At 59.9% G+C, this 13,151-nt stretch carries 10 protein-coding genes and 1 pseudogene; 7 read left to right on the top strand and 4 right to left on the bottom strand.

The features are described from left to right. Nucleotides 1-98: 98 nt before the first annotated feature. Nucleotides 99-1,244, top strand: coding sequence for a DUF2333 family protein (locus AC1DNK_RS08070; protein ID WP_477940371.1), 1,146 nt, complete (start codon nucleotides 99-101; stop codon nucleotides 1,242-1,244). Between the two features lie 10 nt (nucleotides 1,245-1,254). On the opposite strand, the gene AC1DNK_RS08065 is transcribed toward AC1DNK_RS08070, so the two are convergent. Together AC1DNK_RS08065 and AC1DNK_RS08060 are read right to left on the bottom strand one after the other, a co-directional pair. Continuing rightward, entirely contained in the window at nucleotides 1,255-1,698 is a 444-nt protein-coding gene (locus AC1DNK_RS08065) for a PAS domain-containing protein (protein ID WP_112386336.1), read from the bottom strand. A 43-nt stretch (nucleotides 1,699-1,741) separates the two neighbouring features. Further along, nucleotides 1,742-2,467 (bottom strand): helix-turn-helix transcriptional regulator, encoded by a 726-nt coding sequence (locus tag AC1DNK_RS08060; RefSeq protein ID WP_112386198.1) that lies wholly within the window; start codon nucleotides 2,465-2,467, stop codon nucleotides 1,742-1,744. Nucleotides 2,468-2,849: 382 nt separating this feature from the next. On the opposite strand from AC1DNK_RS08060, the pseudogene AC1DNK_RS08055 reads away from it, so the two are divergent. Beyond that, nucleotides 2,850-3,797: pseudogene (locus tag AC1DNK_RS08055) on the top strand (COG3904 family protein); the annotation flags it as partial. A gap of 20 nt (nucleotides 3,798-3,817) precedes the next feature. Here the strand turns inward: AC1DNK_RS08055 and AC1DNK_RS08050 are convergent. Beyond that, the gene (locus AC1DNK_RS08050) at nucleotides 3,818-4,351 is read right to left on the bottom strand and encodes a TIGR00645 family protein (protein WP_112444202.1); all 534 of its coding nucleotides are present in this window, start codon (nucleotides 4,349-4,351) and stop codon (nucleotides 3,818-3,820) included. 157 nt (nucleotides 4,352-4,508) lie between these two features. On the opposite strand from AC1DNK_RS08050, the gene AC1DNK_RS08045 reads away from it, so the two are divergent. Further along, a complete protein-coding gene (locus tag AC1DNK_RS08045) occupies nucleotides 4,509-6,230 on the top strand; it encodes a formate--tetrahydrofolate ligase (protein WP_477940912.1) in 1,722 nt (573 codons plus the stop codon). 79 nt (nucleotides 6,231-6,309) lie between these two features. On the opposite strand, the gene AC1DNK_RS08040 is transcribed toward AC1DNK_RS08045, so the two are convergent. Beyond that, entirely contained in the window at nucleotides 6,310-7,242 is a 933-nt protein-coding gene (locus AC1DNK_RS08040; protein ID WP_477940369.1) for an extensin-like domain-containing protein, read from the bottom strand. A gap of 277 nt (nucleotides 7,243-7,519) precedes the next feature. On the opposite strand from AC1DNK_RS08040, the gene AC1DNK_RS08035 reads away from it, so the two are divergent. From AC1DNK_RS08035 to AC1DNK_RS08020, 4 genes are all read left to right on the top strand, one after another. Then, nucleotides 7,520-9,631, top strand: coding sequence for a TonB-dependent receptor domain-containing protein (locus AC1DNK_RS08035; RefSeq protein ID WP_477940368.1), 2,112 nt, complete (start codon nucleotides 7,520-7,522; stop codon nucleotides 9,629-9,631). Nucleotides 9,632-9,888: 257 nt separating this feature from the next. Next, nucleotides 9,889-12,078, top strand: a complete 2,190-nt coding sequence (locus AC1DNK_RS08030) for an anthranilate synthase (RefSeq protein WP_477940366.1) — start codon at nucleotides 9,889-9,891, stop codon at nucleotides 12,076-12,078. Between the two features lie 69 nt (nucleotides 12,079-12,147). After that, nucleotides 12,148-12,855 (top strand): TIGR02117 family protein, encoded by a 708-nt coding sequence (locus AC1DNK_RS08025; RefSeq protein WP_477940365.1) that lies wholly within the window; start codon nucleotides 12,148-12,150, stop codon nucleotides 12,853-12,855. A gap of 51 nt (nucleotides 12,856-12,906) precedes the next feature. Beyond that, nucleotides 12,907-13,146, top strand: coding sequence for a hypothetical protein (locus tag AC1DNK_RS08020; protein ID WP_112386207.1), 240 nt, complete (start codon nucleotides 12,907-12,909; stop codon nucleotides 13,144-13,146). The last annotated feature ends 5 nt before the right edge of the window (nucleotides 13,147-13,151 follow it).

The raw sequence follows: 13,151 nt of genomic DNA, 5'->3' as shown, positions 1-13,151 counted from the left end.
GCGCTTTGGTGCGCGCGGCAAAAATCTCGTGCTCTTGTTGTGCTCGCTTCGGCAAGCACTTATGTGGATGAGGAAATTCTGCGCAAGGGGAGATGGCAATGCTCGACCGGATTACCGGTTTCTTCAGGTCTATCGGAAGCGCCATCGGCCGCTGGTTCGGCGTTCTGGCTGCCGGCATCCTCTGGCCCTTCATGGCCGCACATGGCTGGTATCAGCGGCGCAGCTGGATGATCCGTTTACCTGTCATCGCCGTCGTCGCGCTGTTTGCGGTGCTCTACGGCTATTTCTTCTGGCAAACGCAGGTCTGGTCGGGCTTCAATCCGAACTTCGTCGATCAGTACCGCTTCTCGGAGCGCAAGGTCGCTGCCGGGCAGGAAATTCCGGTTGCTGATACCGGCACAGCTTCGGCGGCGTCGCCGGCGCCTGCCAAGACCTGCCAGCGCTCGGCGATCGTCGATGTCACCGCGGATCTGATCGATTCCAACGTCAACCAGAATGCCTGGATCTCCTCCATGCTGCTCTATCGCATGGGCTTCTTTGGCATCGACTGGGATCACACGCCGTTCCTCGACAACAAGGCGTCCTTCCAGCGCGGCATCAATCAGGCGGTTCGCCGCACGTCGGCCGAACTCGTCGATACGCTGGGGCGCGTTCGCGGTACTTCAGGGATCAACGGCGACCTGCAGAGCGCCCGCGGCAATCTTCAATATGACGAGTACAGCTGGTATTTCGGCATGAACCCGTTCGGCCCGAAGACGCCGACGCCGAGCTACTACCGCTCGGCGATCGAGAGCCTGCGGAAGTTCAACACCGATCTTGCGAACTGCAATGCCGTGTTCGACGGCCGCGCCGACAACCTGCTGCAGTTCATCGATCGCATCGCCAACGATCTCGGCGGCACATCCGACATTCTGGCGGAGCGCTCGGAGAACCACAATTTCGGCTGGTTCGACACCCGGGCGGACGACCGTTTCTGGTTCGCCTATGGTCAGCTCTACGGCTATTACGCGATCCTGACGGCAGCCCGATCCGACTTTTCGCAGGTGGTGGCCGAGCGCAATCTCGGGGCGCTGTTCAGCGGCACCACCAAGCAGTTCCAGGCGGCGCTTCGCATTCAGCCGGCGATCATCTCCAATGGACGCGAAGACGGCTGGATCATGCCGAGCCACCTGGCGACGATGGGCTTCTACATGCTGAGGGTGCGCTCGAATATCGTCGAGATGCGCGCCGTGCTCGGCCGCTGATGCGGCCGGCTCAGGCGCCGTTATCCTCGAAGCCGACGACGCGCAGCTGTTCGACGAATTCGTAGGTAATGCCGACGATCTCGTTGTTGCGGAATTTCCCGACGGAACGGACCGTCTTGTAGCCGCCAAGCCCGTTATCGACGCGATAGGAAAAGTGGAAGCCCGTCTTGTGCAGGCTCGCCTGTTCGAAGGTTTCGGTGATCAGAACCCGGTCCTCGGGATGAATGCGCGAGAGGAGCTCGACCAGATTGGCAGGGCCAGAGGTGAAGGTCATGCGGAAAATCGCGAAGACATCTTCGCTGGCGAAGAAATGTCCCGATTCCACTTCGATGCGCCAGAATCCGAAATTTCGGTAGGCTGCAACCATCTGGACGATCTCGAGATCAGAAATGCCGATATGGTCGCGCGTCTGCTTTTCTTTGCCGTTGGCGGGCTGTTCAAATCGAAGAGGCACGTTCCCTCCCATGAGGTTTGCGCACTGATTCTCTTCTGATTTCTCAGCTGATCAGCTTCAAGCGTATGGCCTTAGCTACCAACTGCGTTCTGTTCACGCAATCGAGTTTTTTGATCGCATTGGTCATGTAGGCGTTCACGGTATGGTCGGAGAGCGCCAGGATCTGGCCGATCTCGACCGAGGTCTTGCCCTGCGCCGTCCAGCGCACGACCTCAAGCTCGCGGGCCGACAGGGCATTGTAGGCGCTGTCCTCGTTGCGGCGCACGGTATTATAGGCGTCGAGCGCATGCAGCATGATCATCGCCAGCTCGTTGACCTCGTTCTGGGCGAAGGGAGCACGCTCGCCACCGAACCAGAAGACCAGCCGGTTTCCATCGAGTGCATTGATCGGGAAGGTGATGCCCGTCGGCATGGCGTAATGCATCATCAGGTTACGCAGCTCGGCCGGGAAGTTGAGCCCTTGCAGCGTTTCCGCCAGATTCCAGTGCTGCGGAACGGCTGATTCACGAAGCTTTGCAGTGAAGGGACAGCTGCGCAGCATATGCGCCCGGTCAAATTCGCGGATATAGGAGGCGGGCAGCGAGCTTTCGATGATCAGCGACTTCAACAGCAGGTCTTCGGCGGACGGTGTGTGCAGGAGCGTCGTCTGCGACAGGCCGAATGCGCCGGCCACCCTGTGCAGTGCGTGAACGAACAATACACGCGTGCGGGCAGCAGCCAGCTCTCCTGTCAGCAGCGATTGCCGTTCAGAGGTAGTCATGTATGACATTATGCGCCCCGATCACTCGAATGTTACCGCTAACACATACGTAAAACTCCACGGGATGCTAGCCACAATTCGCATCGGCCATGCTGATTAATTTATAGTGTTAAAAATTAATCACACATACGCACCCATTGGTTGCATAATGTATTATGCAGGTAGTGATCGCAGCTATTTTACTTCTTCCATTACTACGAAGCTGTGGATTTCTCCCATGCCGGGAGGAGAAGAATCACCTCAGAAGTTGGTCGACGGTAGACTTAAATTCCTAAAAGGCTGCCTCTGAAGCGATGAACACGGTTTCACTTTAGCATAACGTGCGGCTGTGGCGCTTGCTGCTTCGGGTCGCTATTGCTAGCGTCAGGCGATCCAAACGGGACGACCGCTCGTGCGCTGTGCCACCATTCTCGCCGTCAAATATTTCTTCATTCTTTCGCTGATTTTCTGCTTCCAATTGCCTCCTGTCTCCGGTTCCGATGCGTGGGCTGCCAAACCCAAGCGGAACCAGCCTCCTTCCATGAGTTTCATCCTCGTCCGCAGCGCCGATTGCCTGGCGGATTGCGCCGAGTGGGTATCGGCAGAAGGCCGGATCACGCGCGACACACCGCTGCGGCTGAAGAAAATTCTGAAACAGCTGAACGGGCGCAAGCTGCCAGTCGTCTTCCGGTCGGAAGGCGGGGAGGTGGATGCCGCCTATGCGATGGGCCGGATGATCCGCAAGAATGACCTGGAAACGGCAGTCGGCGGCACGCGGCTCAAGGATTGTCCGATCGCCGACATGCGATGCCAGGCGGCGATCGCCAAGGATGGCACGGCTGTCGGCCTCACGTATTCAGGCGGCGCCTATTGTCTTTCGGCCTGTCCGATCGCACTTGCCGGCGGGACGTCGCGGGTTGCGTCGCAATGGGCCTATATCGGCGTCCATCAGATCACCACGATCTATGACAGGATCCGGGTGTCCTACCGCATCGAATACCGGATGGTGAACGGGCGGAAACACGAGGTTTCCCGCACCGAGATCGGCCGCAGGAGCGAGGGCGAGACGAAATCGACCAAGCTCGGGAAGAAGGCCGAGGCTGCGCTCTCCGCCTATCTGAAGGAAATGGGCGTCAGCCAGGATATCATCGCACTGATGATGAGTGCGACGCCGCAGACGCTGCGGCTTCTGCCGACATCGGAGGCTTTGAAGCTGGGGCTCATCACCGACATGCTTGCCTCGAACGAGAGCCCAGGCATCCGGCTCTGCCAGGCGGACGATCCGGCGGGCGCCCGCTGCCACCGGCACGGCGAGCCGCCGGCGACGACTGGAGCGCCCGCGGATGTCCAGCCGGCATCGGCGCCGGCTGCTTCCGGCGGTTAGTCCTTGTCCTTCAGATCGTTCTTCTTGGTCGAGCTCATCAGCTTTTCCAGGAAGCCGAGCATGAGCGCGGAGACGACGAATGCGATGTGGATCAGCGTCAGCCACATGATCTTGCCGTCTTCATACTGATCGACATTGAGAAACACCTGCAACAGGTGGATCGACGAGATCGCCACGATCGACGAAGCGACCTTGATCTTCAGGCTGCCGGAATCGAGCTTGCCGAGGAAGGACACTTCGTGCTCCTTTTCGCCGTCCGCCTCGTCGAAGCGGCTGACGAAATTCTCGTAGCCCGAGATCATCACCATGACGATCAGGCTGGCGACCAGCGCGGCATCAATGAGACCAAGCATGGCGAGGATCATCTCGTCTTCGCCAAGTGTGAAGACGGCGCTTGCGACCTTCAGGAATTTGTAGCCGAAGGAGATCGCATAGACGGCAAGTGCCGCGACGAGACCGAGATAGAAGACGACGAGCAGCCAGCGGCTCGACAGGATGATGCGCTCCACGAGCAGCTCAAGTGATTTCATCTTTAGGTGCCCCCGCACGCTGAAACGATAGAGGGGGCATAGCCCATCCATGCAAGTTGCAGCAAGCCTTGGCGGCGGATTTCATCCCGGCCGATGGCGCGGTTTGTCGTGGAACGGCGCGAAAAGCGGCATTCGGGGTCTTGTTTCCGACGCGGCGATGGCGGCATGGTCGGACAATAACACAAACTCCGAGGACTACCCCGTGGCTATCAAATCCGACATCGAAATCGCCCGCGCGGCCAAGAAGAAGCCGATCTTCGAGATCGGCGCCAAGCTTGGCATTCCGGAGCAGGATCTGGTGCCCTATGGCCACGACAAGGCGAAGATCAGCGCCAGTTTCATCGCTGCTCAGTCGGACAAGAAGGACGGCAAGCTGATCCTCGTCACGGCGATCAACCCGACCCCGGCGGGCGAGGGGAAGACGACGACGACGGTCGGCCTCGGCGACGGGCTGAACCGCATCGGCAAGAAGGCAATCGTCTGCATCCGCGAGGCCTCGCTCGGTCCCTGCTTCGGCGTCAAGGGCGGAGCGGCCGGCGGCGGCTATGCGCAAGTCGTGCCGATGGAAGACATCAATCTGCACTTCACCGGCGATTTCCACGCGATCACCTCGGCGCATAATCTGCTGGCGGCGATGATCGACAATCATATCTACTGGGGCAACGAGCTCGATATCGACATTCGCCGCATCACCTGGCGGCGGGTGATGGATATGAACGACCGCGCGCTGCGCTCAATGGTGAGTTCGCTCGGCGGCGTTGCCAACGGCTTTCCGCGCGAGGGCGGCTTCGACATCACCGTTGCCTCCGAGGTCATGGCGATCCTCTGCCTTGCTTCCGATCTGAAGGACCTGGAAAAGCGGCTCGGCAACATCATCGTCGCCTACCGCCGCGACAAGACGCCCGTCTATGCCCGCGACCTGAAGGCGGATGGCGCGATGGCCGTCCTGTTGAAGGACGCAATGCAGCCGAACCTGGTGCAGACGCTGGAAAACAATCCCGCCTTCGTCCACGGCGGTCCCTTCGCCAATATCGCCCATGGCTGCAACTCGGTGACGGCGACGAAAACGGCGCTGAAGCTTGGCGACTATGTCGTCACTGAAGCAGGCTTCGGCGCCGATCTTGGTGCTGAGAAGTTCTTTGATATCAAATGCCGCAAGGCCGGGCTGAAGCCTGATGCTGCGGTTATCGTCGCTACCGTCCGGGCGCTAAAGATGAATGGTGGCGTGAAGAAGGAAGACCTCGGCGCAGAGAATGTCGCCGCCCTCGTCAAGGGCTGCGCCAATCTCGGACGGCATGTCTCGAACGTCCGCAAGTTCGGAGTGCCTGTCGTCGTCGCCATCAATCATTTCGTTTCGGACACCGATGCTGAGATCGCGGCTGTGAAGGAATATGTGGCGCGTCTCGGCGGCGAAGCCATCCTCTGCCGCCACTGGGCCGAGGGGTCCGCCGGGATCGAGGAGCTTGCCCACAAGGTCGTCGAACTTGCCGATTCCGGTCAGGCAAAATTCCAGCCGCTTTATGGCGACGACCTGCCGCTGTTGGAAAAGATCGAGATCGTCGCCTCGAAGATCTACCACGCCGGCGAAGTGACCGCCGACAAGGCGGTGCGTGATCAGCTCATCGCCTGGGAAGAGCAGGGCTACGGCAAGCTGCCGGTCTGCATGGCGAAGACGCAATATTCCTTCTCGACCGATCCCAACCTGCGCGGCGCGCCGGAAGGGCATATCGTGCCGGTGCGCGAAGTGCGCCTCTCGGCCGGCGCCGGCTTCGTGGTCGTCATCACCGGCGAGATCATGACCATGCCGGGCCTGCCCAAGTCGCCGTCGGCAGAACGGATATTCCTGAACGACCAGGGGTATATCGAGGGGTTGTTCTGAGGACTGGTTCGGAAAGTGAATCAGGTGATTCAGTTTCCGATTCACTTGGTGCGGCTAACGCGTTGAGTGGGCTGAACATTCAGTGACAATACCGGTATCCACCTTTGCGCTCTAGAACATCGAGATGGAAATGCGTCTCGTGCGCCGCGTCGCTTTCAGGGTCGAGCACCGTCGAGAAATACAGGCAGCCGGAAGCGCTGACCGTGCGCTGGAAGGCGCCAGTCAGCGTCGAATCCTCTCGGCGCGGTTTGACGGCGATGTCCTCGCCCTTCTCGAAGCTGAAGCTTGCGACATCGATGGCGTTGCCGCGGGCGTGTTCGGAGATCTTGCCGGTTTCGGCGCTGTTGCGCAGGCGGCAGATATAGGCCGAGGCCTGATTGATCGTGGTGATCTTGCCCTGATCCTTGGCGGCAACGGCGGCGGCCGGGATGACGCTTTCCTTCATCCAGTGAGCGAGCGCCCGCGCCGTCGGGCAGCGCAGCGTCGCTTCGGGTTTCACCTTGATGCCGGGGAGCGCTTCCGACAGCACGATCGGCTTGTCGATGCCGCAGCCGTTGCCGTCATCGATCCGGGGGATCTCCTTGAAGACGACGCCGAGGCTCTGCAGCTCCTTGATGCAATCGGCATGGTCGGTATCGCTCTCCGGCTCGATCGTCAGGTGCTGATCTTCCAGCGTCTCGGCTTTCGGCGTTTCGCGCCTGGCATCCTCCGGTTTCTGATCGGTGGGTTGCGACGCATCGGGTTTGGCCGTTTCGGGGGCGGTCTCTTCAGGTTTTCCTGACGTGGCAGGCGCGGGCTTGCCGTCATCGGATTTCGGCTGTTCGGGCTTTGCCTCTTCGGGTTTGGGCTGGGGAACGGGTGCCGTCTGCACCGGCGCAGCCTGGTCTTGCGGCGCTGCCGGTTCGGCTGCTTCAGGCTTCTGTTCCGGTACCGGCCCGTTGCGGGGCAGGGTGGCGCCCGAGAGCATGAAGACGGTAAGGCTCATGGCGGCAATTGCAGAAGCGATTTTCACATGCCCATCCCACGTTGCTGTTAGCGGCAGGAGGGACAACGCAAACGGGCTGTTTTCGTTGCAATTTCGCAACGTTTGTGTGGATCGTTAAAACATGATGATTATTATCAAGATAACCGCCGATGATATATTGACATAAATAGTCATGTTTTTTATTGCGGCAAAAAGAAGGCGGTTTTTGGGGCCGCCTCAATCTGAAAACGCCTAGCCAGCCCCTCGATCGCGCCCGCGAACCGACCAGCCAGCCCGGTACTTCATCATATAGAGGGTTGGTTTTATGGTTGTCCGCAATTCGCGTTCGCTGCTGCTTGCTTGCACGGCGCTTGCTCTAATTTCTCATTCGTCGATCAGCCTTGCGCAGAGCGCGACCCCGGCCGGGCAGCAGTCGGATGATAAGCAGACGAAGGACGGAGAAACGTTCCTTTCTCCCATCATCGTCAAGGGCGATCGCAAGGCAGCGAATGACCCCTACGACAAGGCCGGTCCTTCCAGCACTGTGACAGCGGACCAGATCGACCTGCAATCGGGGCAGGAAACGGACGATCTGTTGCGTGGCGTTCCAGGCACGTCGACTGCCAACAATCCGCAGAATCCTGGCGTTGCCGTCAACATCCGCGGCTTTGAAGGTTCTGGCCGTGTCAACATGATGATCGACGGCGTTCGGCAGAACTTCCGCTTCACCGGCCATGAGGCGCAGGGCCTCACCTACGTCGATCCGGCGTTCCTGGCTGGCATCGATATCACGCGCGGGGCGGTCAACGGCGTTGGCGGCGGTGCGCTTGCCGGTTCCGTCAATTTCCAGACCTACAATGTCGACGATCTTATTCAGGGCGACAAGAGCTATGGCGGCATCGTTTCGGCGACCACCGGCGATAACGGCATGGGCTGGTCTGAGTCCGCAGTCGGTGCCTACCGGTTCAATGATGTGTTTGCCGTCGTCGGCGGCATCAGCAAAAGCGATCCCAAGAATTTCGACAACGGCGATGGCGTCGAGGTTCCGTTTACCGAAGAGGATCTGATCTCGGGCCTGCTCAAGGCGGAAATCACGCCGAACGCCGAAAACACCATCCGCATTGGCGGGTTGACCTATGACAACGACTTCTTTGCCAACTCCTACTACCAGAATCTGAAGAACAAGACCTTCAGCGCGACCTACGAATACAAGCCCGGCGACAACGATCTCATCGATTTCAAGACCGGTTTCTATTACAATCGTCTGAAGATGACGTATGATACAAACGCGACTGGTGGAGGAACTGCGGCCGGACGCGAGATCACCGATACCGGTATCGGTTTCGACGTCTCGAACACCTCGAAATTCGATCTCGGCGATGTCTCGGTCTCATCGAACTATGGCGTGGAATATTTCCATGACACTTATGATGTCATGAACAGCACGGCGCAGCCGCAGGGTGGAGTGAACGGCGACGGCAAGAATGGCACGCTCGGTGTTTTCAACAGCACGACGTTTACGTACGGCATCACGGATTTGACGCTCGGTCTGCGTTACGACCATTTCGATCTCAGCGGCTCCGGGGCCGTTACCGCAGGCAATCCTGCTGGGCTGCCTGCAGGACCGTACTCGGTCGATCGCTCCGATGGCCGGCTTGATCCGAGTGTGACGCTGGCAGTCAACGCCACCGATTGGCTCCAGCCCTATGTGACCTATGCCGAAACGATGCGTTCGCCGACGATCAACGAGACATTTGTTGGCGGTACGCATCCTGGCGGCCGGATGTCCTTCTTCCCAAATCCGTTCCTAGAGCCGGAAGTCTCGAAAGGCTGGGAAATCGGGGCAAACGTCAAGGTCGATGGTCTGTTTGATTCCGGTGACAGCTTCCGGTTCAAAGCGAACTACTTCTATGATCGTGTCGATAATTACATAACGGCCGCGTTTACGCCGACGGGCGGTGTATTTTTCACCAACAATCCCGGTACTTCGACGGTTCAAGGTATCGAAATTCAGGCTGGCTACGATGCCGGTTTCGTCTTCGGCGATCTGTCCTACACCCACACGGACACCGACCTGCCATCGCAGATCAACGGTTTTGGCGTCCAGTCCTACCTGCCTGACGACATCTTCACGGCGACGCTTGGCGCACGCTTCCTCGAAGATCAGCGCCTGACGGTCGGTACGCGCTTCTATGCCGCGAGCCGTGCGAACATCGGTGATGTCAACGTCGCAGCGGGCGCCAGCCCCTACAAGCCGGGTTACGGCCTTGTCGACCTGTTCGCCAACTACAAGTTCGAGCAGGGCTTCGAAGTCACCGCCAGCGTCACCAATGTCTTCGACAAGGCTTATACGCCAGCGTCGAGCACAATCGCAGGCAGCACGATCGATACCGGCCGCGGCCGTACGTTCATGCTGACGGCAAAAGCCAAGTTCTGATCGACGGATTCAACGACAAGGGCGGCCTTCGGGCCGCCCTTTTTCATTCCATATTCGCCTCTTGCGCTCTCTCTCATCTCACGCTAACAATTTCGCTCATGAACACGTCGAAGAACATTGCAGTTTGGTGGTGGGCTCGCTGAGGCGGCCTCGACCAATCGTGTCTTCAGACGACGAGTGAGCCGCCCGAAACTTTCGAGGCGGCTTTTTTGTTTTATGGCCGCCTTGCGTCCGGGCACCGATAACGGAGTGGAACTATGGTTACGATCCTTCGGGACGATGGTGCGGAAATCTACGAGACCAAGGGCGGCATCACCGTCACCCGGCAGCGGCGGCCCATCCCCTATGCCGATGCCGTCGTCTCCTATGTCGACAAGCTCGATGAGCGCCGCGGCGCGGTGTTCTCGTCGAATTACGAATATCCGGGCCGCTATACGCGCTGGGATACGGCCGTCGTCGATCCGCCGCTCGGCATTTCCTCCTTCGGCCGCGATGTCTGGATCGAAGCCTATAACGAGCGCGGCGAAGTGCTGCTCGGCTTCGTCACCGAGCGTCTGAAGGCCGTGCGCGAGCTGGAGCTTGGCGCTGCCACCGCCCGCCGGCTCGATCTCAAGGTGAAGCTGCCCGACCGGGTCTTTACCGAGGAAGAGCGCTCGAAGATGCCGACGGTGTTTACGGTGCTGCGCGCCGTCACCGATCTCTTCTATTCGCAGGCCGATGCCAGCCTCGGGCTTTACGGCGCCTTCGGCTACGATCTGGCCTTCCAGTTCGATGCCATCGACCTGAAGCTGAAGCGTGCCGACGACCAGCGCGACATGGTTCTCTATCTGCCGGACGAGATCCTCGTCGTCGACAACTACTCGGCCAAGGCCTGGGTCGATCGCTACGATTTCGCCAAGGGCGGCCTGACGACCGAGGGCAAGGCCGGGGATATCGCACCGGAGCCTTTCGTGCGCACCGATGCCATTCCGCCGAAGAGCGATCATCGCCCCGGCGAATATGCCGAACTGGTGACCAAGGCGAAGGAAAGCTTCCGCCGCGGCGATCTGTTCGAAGTCGTTCCCGGCCAGAAGTTCATGGAGCGCTGCGAGAGCAAGCCATCAGACATTTCCAAGCGGCTGAAGGCGATCAATCCGTCGCCTTACTCCTTCTTCATCAATCTCGGAAATCAGGAATATCTGGTCGGTGCGTCGCCCGAGATGTTCGTTCGCGTTTCCGGCCGCCGGATCGAGACCTGCCCGATCTCGGGTACCATCAAGCGCGGTGACGATCCGATCGCCGACAGCGAGCAGATCCTGAAGCTCCTGAATTCCAAGAAGGACGAGTCCGAGCTGACGATGTGCTCGGATGTCGACCGCAATGACAAGAGCCGTGTCTGCGAGCCGGGTTCGGTCAAGGTTATCGGCCGCCGCCAGATCGAGATGTATTCGCGCCTGATCCACACGGTCGATCACATCGAGGGCCGCCTGCGCGACGACATGGATGCCTTCGACGGCTTCCTCAGCCACGCCTGGGCCGTCACCGTGACAGGTGCGCCAAAACTCTGGGCGATGCGCTTCATCGAAAGCCATGAAAAGAGCCCGCGCGCCTGGTATGGCGGAGCGATCGGCATGGTCGGCTTCAATGGCGACATGAACACGGGGCTTACGTTGCGCACCGTGCGCATCAAGGACGGGATTGCCGAAGTCCGGGCAGGGGCAACGCTGCTCAACGATTCCATCCCCGAGGAAGAAGAAGCCGAAACCGAACTGAAGGCCTCCGCCATGCTTTCCGCCATCCGCGATGCCAAGGCCGGCAATTCCGGCAAGGTCAGCCGCGACGTCGCTGCCGTCGGCAAGGGCGTCAACATCCTGCTCATCGATCACGAAGACAGCTTCGTCCACACGCTGGCGAACTATTTCCGCCAGACGGGTGCCACGGTCTCGACCGTGCGCACGCCTGTGCCTGACGAAATCTTCGACCGGCTCGACCCCGATCTGGTCGTGCTGTCGCCGGGACCGGGCAATCCGAAGGATTTCGATTGCAAGGCGACGATCAAGAAGGCACGCGCCCGCAACCTGCCGATCTTCGGCGTTTGCCTCGGCCTGCAGGCGCTCGCCGAAGCCTATGGCGGCGAGCTTCGCCATCTGGTGCTGCCGATGCACGGCAAGCCGTCGCGCATCCGCGTGCTGGAGCCCGGCCTGGTGTTTTCGGGCCTCGGCAAGGAAGTCACCGTCGGCCGCTACCACTCGATCTTCGCCGATCCCTCGACCCTGCCGCGTGAATTCATGATCACGGCGGAAAGCGAGGACGGCACGATCATGGGCATCGAGCACACCAAGGAGCCGATCGCGGCGGTACAGTTCCACCCGGAATCGATCATGACGCTCGGCGGCGATGCCGGGATGCGGATGATCGAGAATGTCGTGGCGCATCTGGCGCGGAAGGCGAAGACCAAGGCTGCCTGAGCCAAGGATACCGATCGGCCGCCGCCATCCGGTGGCCGATCATTTCCCATCTCTCGTGCGGAAGATCGCATGCTCGTGAAGCTGCTCAAGGGATTGGCGATCATTATCGTGCTGGCCGCCATGGCCGTCGTTGCCGGAACGGTGATTCCAAGGCCCTGGCCTGCGCCGCCAGCCGAAACAACGAGTGCGACCGACCGCATTCTCGTTCTCAGCAATCCCATTCACACAGATGTCGCGATCCCTGCCACGCCCGATATTCTCAAGCGTTTCAGCTTTCTCGCGGATGCCGGTCTCGATCTCGGCAATCCCGATGTGCGCTACATCATCTTTGGCTGGGGAGGGCGCGCTTTCTATACCGAAACGCCGACCTGGGCCGACCTGAAGCCGATGCCGGTGTTCAAGAGCCTGACGCTGGATAGTGCCGTCATGCATGTGCACCTGGCGGGAGATATTCCGCTTGATCATCCCGATGTGACGCCGATCGACGTGTCCGCCGCAGGTTTCGCGCGGCTGTCGGACTATATCGCGTCGAGTTTCACCGTTGGCGATGAAAAGCCTGTGCCGCTTGGTTTTTCCTATGGTCAGGACGACGCCTTCTTCGAGGGGCAGGGTCGTTTCAACGCGCTTGCCGGCTGCAATACGTGGACCGGCGCCGGCGTGCGCGAAGCCGGGATTGCGACCGGCCTGTGGACGCCGCTGCCGTGGCTGCTGCGTATTTCGCTCCGGCTTCACAACCCTCCCGGGGCCTTTCGCCCAGGAGAGGAAGTAACTGGTTGACTTCCCATTCCAAATCAGAACATTTCAGGAACGATGAATAAGGATATCGTCGTGGCCAATGCTGAGAAGTTTATCGTCCTCCCGTACCGCAAGAACCGGGGCAACCTGGTGCCGGGCGAGATGCGGCAAGCATCGAATGCCATGAGTGCAGAAAAGATCGCGACCTCGATGGCCGCGCGGTTTATCGGCGTTGCCGCCTATGCGGTGATGGTCGATGACGAGACCGGCGATATGTCGTCGCCGCGGCTGCTCATTCGCCATGGCGAGATCGCCGATCTCAATCCGGCCTAACGCTT

Source organism: Rhizobium sp. 01N424, assembly GCF_056399485.1.
Note: the sequence above shows the minus strand (reverse complement) of the source record. Positions and strands in the feature narration are given on the sequence as shown.